The sequence below is a fragment of the Plantibacter sp. Leaf314 genome (assembly GCF_001423185.1).
Classification (GTDB): Bacteria; Actinomycetota; Actinomycetes; order Actinomycetales; family Microbacteriaceae; genus Plantibacter.
Genome location: NZ_LMOB01000001.1, coordinates 2097487 through 2112201 on the forward strand (window position 1 = coordinate 2097487; position 14715 = coordinate 2112201).

The window sequence follows — 14715 nt, forward strand, 5'->3', positions numbered from 1 at the left end:
GACACTCATAGCCGCCGCAAGGCTTTTCGGGAGTTTCGGAAAGCGCCGCGGAAAACGGACGATCAGGCACGCGGAATCGCCCGACACCGCCCCGAAATCCTTGCGATCCGGGGTGGTGTCGGGCGATCCGATTGGCCTGTCGAGCGTCGGTCAGCTCCGCGTCGTGGGGATCCAGACGCGCATGGTGGACGGACCGCGCTCGGCCCACGAGTGATACGGCGCGATGGTCGCGGTGAACGACTCGACGTCCCGTGGTGCGTCGAAGCGCTCGGCGTAGGGCCAGGCCGCGTCGACGACCGGGCGGGCACGGAGCGCGACCGTCAGGCGCCCGTCGGCCGCCTCCTCGACACCCACGTCCGAGTCGATCTCGATGCGGGCGAGCGACTCGTCGCCTCCCGGCAGATCGACCGACTCGACGCAGTAGACCTCCGGGCCGCGCTCGATCGCGACTGCGCCGCGGATGGCGTCGACGCGCGGGTCGGGGTGCGTGACCCGCGGCCGCATGCCGAAGGACAGCTCGACGACGTCGCCCGCGGCGAACACGCGGGCGACGTCGGCGTACCCGGGGGCGACGTCCTGCGTCTCCTCCGCGCCGCTTGCCGGCGTGACCGACAGGCGTGCGTCGTCGGCCCAGGACGGCACCCGGATCGAGACGGTCACCGCGTCACGCGGCGCCTCCAGGATCCGCAACGAGACGACTCCGGAGCGCGGGTAGTCGGTCACCAGCTCGGCACGGAACCGCCCGCCGTGCGCCCCACCGATGCTCGTGTCGATCGTCGCCGACGCGAACTGGTGGATCTGCACGCCGTGGTCGTCGCTCGTCGCGACGAAGGCGCCCAGGCTCGCGAGGGTCCTGGCCACGTTCGGCGGGCAGCAGGAGACGTCGAACCAGGGCGCGCGCTCGGAGGACGAGGCGCGTGGCGACACCTCGTCGTCGGGGCTCGACTCCCCCGGCGTGCGCTGGTGCAGCGTGTTGGCGTAGAAGAACGCGGTGCCGGCTGCCGACGGCGACGTGGCGACGACGTTGTAGAGGACGCGTTCGATGTGGTCGGCGTACCGGACGTCGCGGTCCTCGAGGAGGAGCCGCCAGCTGAACATGATCGACGCGATACCGGCGCAGGTCTCGGAGTAGGCCCGGTCGGACGGCAGTTCGAAGTCCTCGCCGAACGCCTCATCCTGGTGGTGCGAGCCCTGACCACCGGTCAGGTAGGTGCGGCGCGCGATCGTGCGGTCCCACTGGCCGCGGAGGGCCTCGAGCAGACCGGTGTCGCCCTGCTCGACGGCGATGTCCGTCGCCCCTGCGGCGAGGTAGTTGGCGCGGACCGCGTGACCCCGCAGCGCCTCGGCCTCGCGGATCGGGACGTCGTCCTGGAAGTACGCCCGGCCGTATTCGATGTCCGCGAGGACCCCGGTGCCGCGCCGTTCGACGAAGAGCGAGGCGAGGTCGAGGTACCGCGACTCCCCCGTCACCCGGGCGAGCTCCGCGAGACCGACCTCCACCTCGGCGTGCCCGCACACCGACTGGATGCCGTCGGTGCCGAAGACCTCGCAGATGAGGTCGGCGGCACGCGTCGCGATGCCGAGCAGGCCGTCGTCGGCGCCCGGGCTCGTCCGCTCCCGGGCGACCGCCGCCTGGAAGAGGTGACCGAGGCAGTACAGCTCGTGACCCCACTCGAGGTCGGACCAGCGCTCACCCTGCCCAGGGCGCCCGAAGCGGGTGTTGACGTAGCCGTCCGCCTCCTGGGCGCCGGCCACCCGGTCGACGACGCTGCGGAACCGCGACTCCAAGGCATCGTCGCCGCCGAGCCGTCCGAGCTCCCACGCGACGGCCTCGAGGTACTTGTAGACCTCGGAGTCGGCGAACTCCCGCCCGCGGCGACCCTCGGGAAGGGTGCCCGCGGCGGCGAGGTCGAAGTTGCGGAGCCATCCCTCGCGCTCGAGCCAGTGCTCGACGTGCGGCAGGGTCGCGGCGCCGTTCACGCGCTGGCGGTCGGCCCAGAACCCGTCCGTGATCCGGACCTCGTCCAGCCCGAGTGGGGAGAGCGCACCGGTGGTGGGGACGACCGGAGCCATGCTCAGGGCGGTGTGCGTCGACGTGTTGCTGATGGTGGTGCTCATGGTTACCCCTTGAAGGCGCCGGACATGAAGCCGCGCACGTAGTGACGTTGGAGGATGAGGAAGAGGAGGATGCACGGCAACGCGAGGACGACGACACCGGCTTCGGTCGCGCCGTAGTCGACGACGCCCTGCACCTGACCGCGCAGGTTCGAGACCGCGAGCGGCAGCGTCATCTTCGCCGAGTCGTTGATGAGGATGAGGGGCGCCATGAAGTCGTTCCACGCCGCGAGGAACGCGAACAGTCCGACCGTGATGAGGCCGGGCTTCACCGCCGGCACGAGCACCTTCCACAGCACGGTCCACGAGGTGCAGCCGTCGACCATCGCCGCCTCGTCGAGCTCCTTCGGGATCGACTCGAACGCGATGCGCATCATGAAGGTCGAGAACGGCAGCTGGAACATGGTGAGGACGAGCGCCACCCCGACGAGCGAGTTGGAGAGCCCGACCAGGTTGAGCAGCACGTACAGCGGGATGAGCAGCGTGGCGTACGGGACCATGAGGATCGCGATGGTCGCGAGGAACAGGGCGTTCTTCCCGCGGAACTGGAACCGGGCGAACGCGTACCCGCCGAAGAGTGAGATGACGAGCGTCAGGATGACGGTGAGCAAGGAGACGAACACCGAGTTGCCGACGTACTGCAGGATGCCGTCCTGGTAGCCCGCGAGCGTGATGTAGTTGCCGAACCCCCAGCCCTCGGTCTGGTTCGTGCCGGCGAGCGGGGAGACCGAACGCACGGCGGTCCAGACGAGCGGGTAGAGGAAGATCACGGCGAGCGCCGCGGTGAAGATCCAGAACGGCATCCTGATGGCGATGCCGAAGAAGTTCGTGGGCTTGGCCTCGCGTCCGCGGCCGCGAGCGCGTCCGTGTCCGCGGACGTCGGGCATCGTCGAGGTGACGGTGGCCGGTTCCTTCCGGGTGATGGTCATGCTCAGTCCTCGACCTTCTTGCTGAACGCGCGGATCTGCACGATGTTGATGACGATGAGCGCGGCGAGCACGAGGACCGAGAGGGCGCCGGCGACGCCGAGGTTGTTCGGGCCCTGGAACGCCACGTTGTAGATGAGCTGGACGACGGTGATCGTGCTGTTGTCCGGGCCGCCCTTGGTGAGGATGTAGAACTGCTCGAACGCGAGCAGGGAACCGGTGACGCACATCACCGTGGTGAGCGCGAGGGTGGGCTTCAGGAGCGGGACGGTGATGTCGCGGAAGGTCTGCCAACGGGATGCGCCGTCGATGCGGGCCGCCTCGTACACCTCCTCGGGGATCCCCTGGAGGCCGACGAGCATGAGCAGCATGTAGAAGCCGGCGAAGCGCCAGACGATGAGGAACACCGTGGACCAGAGCGCCGCGTCGGGGGTGCCGAGGAACGTGAAGCCCATGGCCTTCGTGAGGTCGGCGAACGGGCCGGCGATCGGCGAGTAGAGCACGTAGAAGAGGAGCGACGCCGAGGCGAGGCCGAGGGCGCTCGGGATGAGGAAGGCGGTGCGGAGGAACCCCTTCCACCGGCTGGACTCCTGCACGAGGAGCGCGAGGCCGAGACCGAGGCCGATGAGGAGGACGGTCGCGATGACCGTGTACTTCAGCGTGAAGACGACCGAGTCGAGGAAGAAGCGGTTGTCGATCGCCTTCGGGAAGTTCTCGGGGAAGTTCACACCCTGGTTCCCGCCGAGGAGGGGCCAGTCGGACGCTGCCATCTGGAACACGAGTCCGAGCGGGACGAGGAACAGCAGGATGACGAAGACGGCCGTCGGGAGCGCGAAGAGCCAGCCGGTGCGGGCGTGCACGGCTCGACGTCTCCTGGCTCCGACCGAGTCCGTCGGGCCTCGTCTGGCGAGGGTGGTACTCATGGGTGGACCTTTCGAAGCGGGTGGGTGCGGGTGCGCCGTCACAGCGGGGGATGCGACGACGCACCCGCGGGTCGGACTACTGCGAGAGCACGTCCGTGATCGCGTCGCTGTCGGCGTCGACCGTGTCGGTGCCTTCGAGGACCGCGTTCCGCACGAGCGTCAGCCACGGGCTGGTCGGCGAGTTGAAGGCCTCCTGGAAGTTCAGCGAGTACGGGGTGTCACCCTTGGAGGCGACCTCGTTGATCGTGACCAGTCGCGGGTCCTTGCTCGAGTACTCGTTGTTCGCGAGGTCGGAGCGGGAGACGACGTCGTTGTCCTTCGCGAGGACTCCGACCTGGGCGTCCTCGGACATCAGCCAGCTGAGGAAGTTCCACGATTGCGCGGCCTTCTTGGAGTCCTTGGAGACGCCGATGCCGTCGCCGCCGACGAAGGTCGAGTCGCCGCCCTTCGGGCCGGGGATGCCGGACACGCCGACGTCGAACGGGGTGGAGGACAGCAGGGTCGCCGGGTACGGCATGACGCCGACCTTGCCCTCGGTGAAGCCGGCGGTCCAGGTGGGCCCGGCCTCGTCCTTCGAGGAGGGGAGCACCGCGCCGGACTTCCACAGGTCCGCCCACGTGCTGTAGACCTCCTTGGCGCCGTCCTCGGCGAGGAGCGACTCGGTGCCGTCCTCGTTCATGACCTGCTCGCCGTCGGCCCAGACGCTCGGGAACCAGGTGAAGACGAGGCAGCCGCCGCAGTTGAGCCCGGTGGCGGTGCCGTAGGTGTCGGGCTTGTTGAGGGCCTGCACGGCCTTGGCGTCCTCGGCGAACTCGGCGAGGGTGGTCGGACCCTGCTCGGGGTCGAGGCCGGCCTCCTTGTACAGCTCCTTGTTCCAGAAGAGCATCGAGAGGTCGAGCACGAACGGGAGCACGTGCTCCTTGTCGTCGGAGGTACCGGCGGCCAGGTGGCCCTTGTTGATCTCGTCCTTGAAGTCGAGTCCGTCGATGTTGGCGGTGAGGTCCTGAAACAGGCCCTGCTCGACCCAGTTGGGGACGTAGACGATGTCGGCGGCGAACAGGTCGGGGAGGCTGTCGGAACCGGCTGCCGCGCCGACCTTCGCCACGTAGTCGTCGTTCGGGACGACGGTGAGCTTGACCTGGTTCTCGTGCGAGGCGTTGTAGGCCTCGACGAGGAGCTTGGCCTGCTTCTCCAGTGGGGCGCGGGTCCAGAGCGTGAGCTCGGAACCGTCGTCCACGCCCTCGGGGCCGGCACTGGCGAGCGGCGAGCTCCCACCGCCGCCGGAGGAACAGGCGGCGAGGCCGACGAGGAGGGCGCCGGCGGCGACCACTCCTCCGACCCGCTGCATCCGTCTGGTGTGCGTGCTGCGCATGGTGACTCCTCTGACTCATCGTTGAGCGGACCGGTCGGGTCCGGCGGTGCGGGGAGAAGTTTCGAAACTGTCGAAACGCCTTTCGGTAAAGCTAGCCTGGGATCACGGTAGCGTCAAGAGCGGAATCCGGTAACGTTTCCGGAACGAGAAGGGGGGCGTCATGACCGATGCAGACGCCATGGCCGCAGGCGGGGCCACGAGCGGCAGGGCGGCGACGCTCGGAGACGTCGCCCGCATCGCCGGTGTCTCGATCGCGACGGCCTCGAAGGCCATCAACGGACGCAGCGAGGTCGCACCCAAGACCCGCCAGCGCGTGCTCGACGCCGCCAAGACCGTGTCCTTCACGCCCAACGAACTCGCCCGCAGCCTCATCAACGGCCGCACCGGCACCGTCGGCCTCCTCACGAGCGACCTCGAGGGTCGCTTCGTGATCCCGATCCTCATGGGCGCCGAGGACGCGTTCGGCGCCGGACAGGTGAACGTGTTCCTCTGCGACGCGCGTGGGGACGCCATCCGCGAGCAGCACCACTTGAACGCCCTCCTCACCCGGCGCGTCGACGGCATCATCGTCGTGGGCCGCAGCACCGACCCCCGCCCGTCCCTCGGCCACAAGCTGCCCGTGCCGGTCGTGTACGCCTACGCACCGTCCGACGACCCGACCGACGTCTCGATCACGCCCGACAACCGCGACGGCGGTCGGCTCGCCGTCGAGCACCTGATCGCCTGCGGGCGGTCGCGCATCGCGATGATCACGGGCGAGCCGCAGTACGCCGCAGCCCGAGACCGCGTGACGGGCGTGCAGCACGCGCTCGCAGCGGCGGGCCTGGAGCTCGTCGGCACCCCGATGTTCTCGGAGTGGACCGAGCACTGGGGCCGCGATGCCGCGGCCATGCTCCTCGCCCAGCACCCCGAGATCGACGGCATCGTGGCCGGTTCCGACCAGATCGCGCGCGGCGTCCTCGACACCGTCCGCGACCTCGGGCGCGACGTCCCGAGCGACGTCGCGGTCGTCAGCTTCGACAACTGGGAGATCCTGGCCACCAACTCGCGCCCGGAACTGTCGTCGATCGATGCCAACCTGCAACAGCTCGGCCGGCTCGCCGCCACCCGCATCTTCGAGGCGATCGAGGGCACGGAGGTCGCACAGGGTGTCGAGTACCTGCCGGGCCGACTCGTCCTCCGCGGCTCCACGATCCCGAGGCGCTGAGCCATGGACGGTTCGATGATCGGCGCGTTCGTCGCCGTCGCGATCATCGTGGTCGCACTGATCACGATCATCACCCGATCCCGGAGCGGACGCCCGCCGGGCTCGAACCGCGACGGCGGCTCATCCGACTCCGGTATGCCCTTCACCTCGGACGGCGGCCATCACCACTCCGGTGGCGACGGCGGGGACTCCGGCGGCGGAGACTCTGGCGGCGGAGACGGCGGAGGTGGCGGGGGCGACTGATCGGTCGACTCCGCGATCAGTTTCAGCCCCTCAGGGGCGTCGCTGCTGCTTCGGGCGGCGCTTCGGCTTCTGCTTCGGGCGCGGCTTGCGCTTGGCCGGTGGGACGACCGCGTTCCCCTCGCCCGAGCGCTTCCGGCGCGAGACGTCGACGCCGCCCGCCGGCCCGCCGATCCACATCGGGACCTTGCTCAGCCAGCCGGCGACGAAGAACAGTGCTCCGCCGACGACCAGACCGGCGACGCCGATGATCTGCCAGATCGCGTTGTCGAAGACCACCGGCCCCACGGCCTCGCCGTCGGTGAACAGTCCGAACCCGTTGTCGAAGACGACGACGAGGATCGTCAGCCAACCCAAGCCGAACACGGTGCCGGCCACCCATCCCCACCGGGAGATCGCCAGGCCACCGAGGACCGCACCAACGGCCAGCGGTAGGCCGAACGCCACGTACAACACGATGGCGACCCAGGACTCGACGTCGTCACCGCCGATCGCGGCCCCGATGAGCGCGACGCCGACGAGCAGCACCAGGGATCCGATGAGCGCACCACTCAGCGTCGAGATGCGCCGACGACTCATGCGGTAGGGGTTGGTGCTGGACGACTCCCGGTTCGGCATGGATCCATCCTCGACCATGGAAGCCCCCGCCGTCCGCCGGACGACGAGCACGGCGTCACGATAGCCTCCCTGCATGGGGGAATCACGAGGCGCACTCGCGCGCCGGAACGCACTTAGGGCGATCGCGATCGGACTCGGCGCGGTCACAGCCGCCGTCCTGCTCACCGGATGCGGTTCGAGCGCCGGCGCTGACGCGGCGCGGGCGTCGATCGTCGAGGCCGTCGAGGGCCTGCCCGATGTCGAGGACGTCAGTGGAACGGTCGAGGCGTCGAACGGCGGCGGGCTCGAGACGTACTACAACGCCAGGATCACCGTCGAGATGGCCGACGGCGCTCCGCCCGAGTCCTACGCCGACGTCGCGACGGCTGCTGCTCAGGCGACCGACGGCAAGGAATCCGGCGAGGTGATCATCGAGGACGCCGCAGGGGGTTCGGTCCGGTTCGGCACCGGTGCACCGGCGAAGACGATCGATGCGACCGTGACGGCCTGGCGCGAGTGGGCGGCCGACACGGATCCGGTCGCGGTCGATTCGATCCGGGTCGAGCTCGTCGCGACATCCGCCGACGGGGATCGACCCGCATCCTCCGACCTCCAGGTCATGTTCGTCTTCGCCGAACCGCTCGCGCCAGCCACCATCGCCGGCTTCGTCGGGGAGTTCCAGGCCGAGCTCCCGGACCCGCTGGCAGCTGCGGAGACCACGCTCGTCCTGAACAACCCCGAGTCGTCCTCCGGAGCCCCTCGGTTCAGTGCGACCGGCCTCCCCGTCCCGCCCGCCGTACTGGAGACCATCGCGGCGATCGAGGGGACGACCGCCGTCCTCGGGCCGCTCGGAGGCTCGGTGGCCGGCATCGACTGGTACGGGGAGCAGCATGGTGGGGGCCTCGACCGGCCCGACGAGCTCCTCCTCGCGGTGGCGTTCCCCGGGGACACGCGACTCGGAGGAGTGCCCCTCGCGGAGCTGCAGGCGAGTCCGCAGTGGGCGGCGTACCAGCAGGTGACGACGCTCGCGAACACCTCGGAGACGGCGATCTCGTTCTCGATGAGCGCCGACAATCCGCGGGTCGCCGGCTTCACGGCCCAGCCGTGCGGGAGCGCAGACGACGAGCTGGATCCACCACGCGACCCCAGCGAGGCCGACCAGGCGATCGCCGCCTGGTGGCTGGCCCAGGCACCCGCCTGCCCCGGCGTCGGCCGACACGAGTGAGCAGCAGCGCGATGACCAGCACCTCGGCACGCTCCGCGGTCCCTGTCCTCGTCCGAATCCTCGTCGACACGATCGGACGCCGATTGAGAGACTGATCCCGTGTACTCCGAGCATCTGTTCACCCACGGCGAGGCTCTGTGGCGCTCGATCGGGAGCGCCGGGGGCGCCACGGTTCCGGCTGACGGCTGTGTCGACGTGATCCTCCGCGACGGCCGGGTCGAGGTGGCCGGACCGTCCACACGGTGGCTCGCCACCGGTCGCGACGGGGCCACCGGGTCGTTCGGATTCAGGATGCAGCCCGGTCGGGCCAGGCTCCTGCTCGGTATCGATCTCGCAGCGATCGCGGATCAGCTCGTGCCGCTCGACGACGTCACCGATCGTCGGACCGCGGCACGGTTCCGCGAGGCGATGATCCCGCTCGAAGCCGGGCCCGCCCCGGTCGGCACACTCGAGGCGTTCGCCGTCCAGCTTGCGGCGTCGAGTCGCTGGTCGGACGCCATCCGCCGAGCGGCGTCCGAGGCGGCTAAGGCGCGAGACATCGCCAGCACGATGAGCGGATCTGAACGCTCCTTCCGGCGTCAGATGCTCGTCACGTTCGGGTACGGCTACGCCACCCTCGTGCGCCTGGAACGGTCTCGACGAGCTCGGACGCTGCTCCGCTCGGGTATGCCCATCGCCGATGTCGCCGCCGAGGCAGGATATGCGGATCAACCCCACCTCTCCCGCGAGTTCCGTCGGCTCGTCGGCTCGAGCCCCGCTCAGTTCGTGTCGAGCGCGGCGTAGAGGTCGACGGAGTTCCCGTCCGGATCGAGCAACGTCGCATACCGCTGTCCCCACACGGCATCCCAGGGCTCGACGTGCCCGGCGTATCCGGCATCGACGAGTGCGGCGAAGGTGGCGTCGACGGTCGCTGGACTCCCTTGGTCGAAGGCGAGCGCGATCCGGTGTCCACCAGTTGCCGGGGTGAAGGAGGGGTCGAAGCCGCGGATCGTCGCGACCGTGTCCCAGGCGAGCGTCACGCCGCCGTCGAGGACGGCGTCTACATGGGGAGCGTCGTCCTGGTCCGGCCCGACGGGCACACCCAGGGTGCGGTAGAAGGCGAGGGAGGCCGCCATGTCGTTGGTCACGATGCCGATGAAGCCGAGTTTCAGTGTCATGGTTCCACCGTACGAGCGGGCGACGGCGGGGTCATGAACAGAACGGCCACGCTGCGCTCGCCACTGGCCCAAATCTCCTCGGTCAGCGCCCGGCGAGATCTCCGAGGCGCCGGCGCATTCCGCGGAGGACGTCGATGAGGAGCACGTCGTCCGGGCCGGCCAACCACTGCTCGAGGGCGGCGTCGAAGAGGGCGGACCCGATGGATGCGGCGAGCGCCGCGTCGGCCGACGTCACACCACTCGACACCAGGGCGTCGCGCATGGTGTCGGAGAGCACGGCGGACTTCAACCGTTCCCGCTCGCGGAGTTGCGGTTCCGATCGGATGATCGTCCGACGGGCGGCGATGTCGTCCCGCCAGCGCTGCAGCTCGCCCGCCGCGACCGTCTCGAGGCCCGACATCACGAGCGCGAGCGGGTCGAGCCCGGGCGGCGCCATCGCGACCAGCCGACCGACGACCGACGGCAGCTCCCGTTCGCGGAGGAAGAGGACGTCGCGCTTGTCGGCGAAATGGCGGAAGAAGGTGCGCGTCGTGAGGCCGGCGGCTTCGGCGATGTCCGGGACCGTCGTCGCTGAGAAGCCGCGCTCGGCGAAGAGCTCCATCGCAGCGCTCTCGAGTCGGAGAGCCGCATCGGGTGCCCAGCGTGCCATGCGATCAGGCTAGCGGATGACACGACGTGTCGTCAGGTGTACAGTGATGGCACGACATGTCATCGACTGGATGCCTGTCGTCCCGATCCCCTTGGAGTCCGCATGTCGACGAACACCGCAGCCTGGCTGCCAGCACACCGCGCAGACCTCGTCGTGGGTCCCGCCGCGATGCACGAGCCGGGCCCGGGAGAGCTCCTCGTCCGGAACCGCGCGGTCGCCGTGAACCCGCTCGACGACGTGAAGCAGTGGACCGGGAACCTCATGTACCGCTGGCTCCCCAGCCCCGCCGTGCTCGGCGAGGACGTCGCGGGCGAAGTCGTCGCCATCGGGCAGGGTGTCCATCGCTTCGCGGTCGGCGACCGCGTCGTCGCCTACGCCGTCGGCATGGAACGAGGCCGACGCCACGAGGCCGAGGGCGGGTTCCAGCAGTACACGGTCGTCCGGGCCGACCTCGCAGCCCCCATCCCGGCGGACCTCCGCGACGAGGACGCCGTCGTCCTCCCACTCGCGATCTCCACCGCCGCGACCGCCCTCTTCCAAGCGGACCACCTGGCGCTCCCCCACCCCTCCGAGCACCCCGTCCCGACGGGGACGACCGTCGTCGTGTGGGGAGGCGCCACGAGCGTCGGGAGCAACGCCATCCAGCTCGCCGTCGCGTCCGGCCACCGCGTCGCCACGACCGCGTCGCCCCACAACCACGACCGCATGCGCGCCCTCGGGGCCGAGATCGTCCTCGATTACCGCAGCCCGTCGGTCGTGGCCGACCTCATCGGCGCACTGGTCGGCTCGGACGTCGTCGGCGTCCTGGCCGTCGGCACCGGCTCAGCGGAACCGTCGGTCGCCGTCGCCGCAGCGACCGGCGCCCGACGCGTCGCGCTCGCCAGCCCCTCGGTGTCCTTCGGCTCCCTGCCGCGTCGCGGCGGCCCGAGCCTGGCGTTCGTGCGCACCATGAGCCGGCTGGTGGCGGCGAACGTCGCCCTCCAGCTCCGCGCACGCCGGGCCGGTGTCACGGCCCGCTACGTCTGGGGAAGCTCGCTCATGACCAACGAGGTCGGCCCCATGCTGTGGGAGGACTACCTGCCCGGCGCCCTCGCCGCGGGCCGGCACGTCTGCGCACCCGCACCGGAGGTGGTCGGTGAGGGCCTCGAGGCGATCCAGCCAGCCCTCGACCGCGTCCGCGCCGGTGTCTCGGCGCGAAAGCTCGTCGTCCGCGTCTGAGACGTCCGGCTCCGAGGCGCGGGCTCACACCTCCCAGACGGAGCGGTACGTCCGCGCGGCGAGGAGGCCCGAGAGCTCCGCGTGCACGGTCATCGTCTTGGCGAGCCGCTCGGCGCGGTCCACCCGCAGCACCTCGGGTCGTTCCCAGTCCCGCTCGGACAGGTAGGCGGTGTACGGGTTGATGACGCACTTGAAGTCGAGCATGAGCGACTGCCCGAGCGTGCCGGTCGCCATGAAGCTGTGCGGCAGGCCCGCGGCGCAGACGAAGGTCACGACCTTGTCGAACCAGGCGGCGACCCTGCCGTCCTCGCCGGTCGCGCCCGTCGCCTCGATGAGCGACTTCACCGTGGCCGCCGGAGCCCAGTTGTAGATCGGGAAGGCGAGGACGACACCGTCCGCGGCGGAGATGACGTCGTGCAGCCGACGGAAGACGGGGCTGTCGAAGACCCGGTCGTTGTCGAAGGCGGGCAGCTCCAGCTCGGCCAGATCGATGACGGACGACTCATGGCCCTGTTCGCGGAGCAGCCCGCTGCTCATCGAAGCGAGCGTCCTGCTCCGACTCGCCGGATCGAGGCTGCAGGAGATCACGGGCAGGTTCAGGGCGGCCATCCGTCTACGCTAACCCGACACCCGGCGGGAATCCGCGGCGGCGTGCGAAGGTGGAGCATGCTCTCGCCGCAGTCACTCCCCGAAGCCGACCGCCGTCTCGTTGCCGCCTGGGCCGCCGATTGCGCCGAACGGGTCCTGCCGCTCTTCGAGGCGGAGGCGCCCGACGACGACCGTCCGCGTGACGCCATCGCGCGGGCACGGGCCTTCTCGGCCGGCGAGCTGGATGCGGCCGGAGAGATCCGCCGACGCTTCGTCGCGAACCGCGCCTCACAGGTGGTCACCGCACCCGCAGCGAAGGCCGCCGCCTGGTCTGCCGGGCAGGCGGCCGGTGTCGCGCACATGGGTGCGCATGCGCTGGGCGCCGCCGCCTACGCCGCGAAGGCCGCCGAGCTGGACCATCCCGGCGCCGGTGCGACCGAGATCGCCTGGCAGCTCGAGCACGCGAGCGGCCCGGTCCGGTCCGCCCTCCGTCTCCTCCCCGCGCTCGGCACCGACCCGTCGGGCCCGCTCGGTTCCGGGTTGTTGGCCTCCGGTGTCCTCGGCGCGAACATCCGCGCTCTCCAGGACGGCCTGCACCGACGCCCCCGACGCCCCGACGTCACGGCGGTCGAGCTCGTCGAAGGCGCAGAGCCGGTCCGGGTCGAGTTGCACGACGCCGACCCGCACTGGCCCGAGCGGTACCGCGAGCACCGGCAGCGCATCCTCGACGCCCTCGGGGCCGACGCGGTGGCGATCGAACACATCGGCTCGACCTCGGTGCCCGGACTCGCCGCGAAGCCGATCGTCGACCTCGTGGTCGCCGTGGAGGACATCACGGCGGAGGAGGACTACCTCGACCCGCTGCTGGCCGCAGGCTACGTGCTGCGCGTCCGCGAGCCACGTCATCGGATGGTCCGGACGCCGGAGCGCGACGTCCACGTGCACCTCTACGAACAGGGCGCGCCGGAGATCGGCGAGTACCTGCTCCTCCGCGACCATCTGCGCTCCGACGCCGCCGACCGCGCGTTGTACGAGCACACCAAGCAGGAGCTGCTCAGCCGGTCGTGGGACGACATGAACGACTACGCCGACGCGAAGACCGAGGTCATCCTCGCGATCAAGGCGCGGGCGCGGCGGACCGGGGACGCACCGGCGGGATGACGACCCCGGTCACGACCGCCGCCGTCTTGACGCCGACGCAGAGGCTGATGAAGACCGTGAGCGCCGCCGTGACCGCCGAGCCCTCGAGCGTCGCGAGGGAGACCAGCCCCACGGTTCCGGGCACGAGCATGAGCAGCGCCGGCTGGAACGTGACGTTGGACGGCACCGCCGCCGAGTAGCGCTCGACGATGCGAGCGACGACGAACACGAGCCCGGCGGTGAGCCCCGTCGCGACCGCGTTCCCCACGAGAGGCGCGAACAGGACGATGCCCGCATAGGTCAACGCCATCACGCAGATCGTCAGCAGCGTCAGGGAGCGCCCGGAACCGAACGCGATCCCGATGCCGGCCGCGAGCATCACCACTCCGATCCAGGTGAACCAGAGCGGCGGGATCGCCTCCCAACCGACGAGGTCCGTGGTGCCGCGGCCGAGTTGGCCGACGAGCGCCGTGGAATCGGGGTCGATCGACAGGCCGGTGAGCAGCGCCCCGGCCGAGATGCCGGCCGCCATGAAGGCGAGGACGATCAACCCGTACATCAGGCGTGCCGAACCTGTCACGATGTCGGTCGCGGTCAGCTCCAGCAGGGCGTTCGTGATGAGCGCCCCGGGCACGAGGATCGCGATGGGCGCGCAGACGGCGAACAGCGGCACGGGCCCGAGGTCCATCGCTGAGGCGAGCGTCCCGACGAGCGTCGTCGACACGAACGCCGTCACGAACGGGGCGATCGCGACCGCTCCCCGCCACCGCGCCAGCAGGGTGATGACGAGGCCGACGAACGCGCCGACGAGCATCGAGGCGACGATCGCCCACCACGGGCAGCGGAACAGCAGGGCGAGTCCCCCGGCGAGCAGTAGGTTCCCGACCACCCAGTGCATCGAGGCGTGGGGTCGGGGCGTCTCCCGGATCGACTGGACCCGCGCCGGCAGGTCGCCCACCGGCCAGTGCCCGAGCTCGAGTTCGCGCATGAGCCGGTTCGCCCGGGCCGCGCCGCGGAACGACAGCTCGCCGTGCGTGTTGCCGACCGCGAGCACCGCGCCGGTGTGCACGTCGTTGACGATGATGAGCTGCGGCAGCACCGAGAAGGCGAGGCCCTCGTCACCCGATGCGGCCGTCGCCCGCTCGAGGGAGTCGCGGACGTCCGTGACGGAGGTGCCCGCGTCGAGGAGCAGGCAGCCGAGCGCACTGTAGGCGTGCGCAGCGGTCCTGCGGTGTCCCTCGGTAGCGGCGTCGTCACTCATCCCGCCAACGCTACGCGAGATGGGGAGGTGTCCCCATCGCGGTGGCGCCACCGCCCCCACTACCGTTGATCAGGCGGTCCGGGGGTCGGGCCGTGAT

General features: G+C 70.4%; 15 protein-coding genes. 6 read left to right on the forward strand and 9 right to left on the reverse strand.

The window, feature by feature from the left end:
* Positions 1–150: 150 nt before the first annotated feature.
* The 4 genes from ASF68_RS09915 to ASF68_RS09930 all read right to left on the reverse strand — a co-directional run bounded on the left by ASF68_RS09915 (position 151) and on the right by ASF68_RS09930 (position 5336).
* On the reverse strand, positions 151–2118 hold the full coding sequence (locus ASF68_RS09915) for a glycoside hydrolase family 127 protein (protein ID WP_056009784.1): 1968 nt from the start codon (positions 2116–2118) through the stop codon (positions 151–153).
* Positions 2119–2120: 2 nt separating this feature from the next.
* Positions 2121–3044 carry a carbohydrate ABC transporter permease gene (locus tag ASF68_RS09920; protein ID WP_327078816.1) on the reverse strand — a complete coding sequence of 308 codons (924 nt, stop codon included), beginning with the start codon at positions 3042–3044 and terminating at the stop codon, positions 2121–2123.
* 2 nt (positions 3045–3046) lie between these two features.
* The gene (locus ASF68_RS09925) at positions 3047–3964 is read right to left on the reverse strand and encodes a carbohydrate ABC transporter permease (protein WP_056009786.1); all 918 of its coding nucleotides are present in this window, start codon (positions 3962–3964) and stop codon (positions 3047–3049) included.
* Between the two features lie 76 nt (positions 3965–4040).
* Positions 4041–5336 (reverse strand): sugar ABC transporter substrate-binding protein, encoded by a 1296-nt coding sequence (locus ASF68_RS09930; RefSeq protein ID WP_056009788.1) that lies wholly within the window; start codon positions 5334–5336, stop codon positions 4041–4043.
* Positions 5337–5496: 160 nt separating this feature from the next.
* On the opposite strand from ASF68_RS09930, the gene ASF68_RS09935 reads away from it, so the two are divergent.
* Both ASF68_RS09935 and ASF68_RS18960 read left to right on the forward strand, forming a co-directional pair.
* Positions 5497–6543, forward strand: a complete 1047-nt coding sequence (locus ASF68_RS09935; RefSeq protein ID WP_235526780.1) for a LacI family DNA-binding transcriptional regulator — start codon at positions 5497–5499, stop codon at positions 6541–6543.
* Between the two features lie 3 nt (positions 6544–6546).
* The gene (locus ASF68_RS18960) at positions 6547–6786 is read left to right on the forward strand and encodes a hypothetical protein (protein ID WP_056009790.1); all 240 of its coding nucleotides are present in this window, start codon (positions 6547–6549) and stop codon (positions 6784–6786) included.
* Between the two features lie 30 nt (positions 6787–6816).
* On the opposite strand, the gene ASF68_RS09945 is transcribed toward ASF68_RS18960, so the two are convergent.
* Positions 6817–7401 (reverse strand): hypothetical protein, encoded by a 585-nt coding sequence (locus ASF68_RS09945; RefSeq protein WP_157580295.1) that lies wholly within the window; start codon positions 7399–7401, stop codon positions 6817–6819.
* Between the two features lie 73 nt (positions 7402–7474).
* Between ASF68_RS09945 and ASF68_RS09950 the strand changes: the two genes are divergently transcribed.
* Together ASF68_RS09950 and ASF68_RS09955 are read left to right on the forward strand one after the other, a co-directional pair.
* On the forward strand, positions 7475–8605 hold the full coding sequence (locus ASF68_RS09950) for a hypothetical protein (RefSeq protein WP_056009794.1): 1131 nt from the start codon (positions 7475–7477) through the stop codon (positions 8603–8605).
* A gap of 99 nt (positions 8606–8704) precedes the next feature.
* The gene (locus tag ASF68_RS09955) at positions 8705–9388 is read left to right on the forward strand and encodes a helix-turn-helix transcriptional regulator (RefSeq protein ID WP_056009796.1); all 684 of its coding nucleotides are present in this window, start codon (positions 8705–8707) and stop codon (positions 9386–9388) included.
* Here ASF68_RS09955 and ASF68_RS09960 read toward each other — a convergent pair.
* Positions 9364–9762 (reverse strand): VOC family protein, encoded by a 399-nt coding sequence (locus ASF68_RS09960; RefSeq protein WP_056009798.1) that lies wholly within the window; start codon positions 9760–9762, stop codon positions 9364–9366. The genes ASF68_RS09955 and ASF68_RS09960 overlap by 25 nt on opposite strands.
* Before the next feature lie 82 nt (positions 9763–9844).
* The gene (locus tag ASF68_RS09965; protein WP_082498564.1) at positions 9845–10411 is read right to left on the reverse strand and encodes a TetR family transcriptional regulator; all 567 of its coding nucleotides are present in this window, start codon (positions 10409–10411) and stop codon (positions 9845–9847) included.
* 102 nt (positions 10412–10513) lie between these two features.
* On the opposite strand from ASF68_RS09965, the gene ASF68_RS09970 reads away from it, so the two are divergent.
* Positions 10514–11629, forward strand: a complete 1116-nt coding sequence (locus ASF68_RS09970) for a zinc-binding alcohol dehydrogenase family protein (RefSeq protein WP_056009801.1) — start codon at positions 10514–10516, stop codon at positions 11627–11629.
* Between the two features lie 24 nt (positions 11630–11653).
* Here ASF68_RS09970 and ASF68_RS09975 read toward each other — a convergent pair whose 3' ends face one another.
* On the reverse strand, positions 11654–12238 hold the full coding sequence (locus ASF68_RS09975) for an NADPH-dependent FMN reductase (RefSeq protein ID WP_056009803.1): 585 nt from the start codon (positions 12236–12238) through the stop codon (positions 11654–11656).
* A 57-nt stretch (positions 12239–12295) separates the two neighbouring features.
* Between ASF68_RS09975 and ASF68_RS19400 the strand changes: the two genes are divergently transcribed.
* Positions 12296–13378: a GrpB family protein gene (locus ASF68_RS19400; RefSeq protein ID WP_082498565.1), complete on the forward strand. Its 1083-nt coding sequence runs from the start codon at positions 12296–12298 to the stop codon at positions 13376–13378.
* Here ASF68_RS19400 and ASF68_RS09990 read toward each other — a convergent pair.
* Positions 13335–14618 (reverse strand): threonine/serine exporter family protein, encoded by a 1284-nt coding sequence (locus ASF68_RS09990; RefSeq protein WP_056009805.1) that lies wholly within the window; start codon positions 14616–14618, stop codon positions 13335–13337. The genes ASF68_RS19400 and ASF68_RS09990 overlap by 44 nt on opposite strands.
* Between the last annotated feature and the right edge of the window lie 97 nt (positions 14619–14715).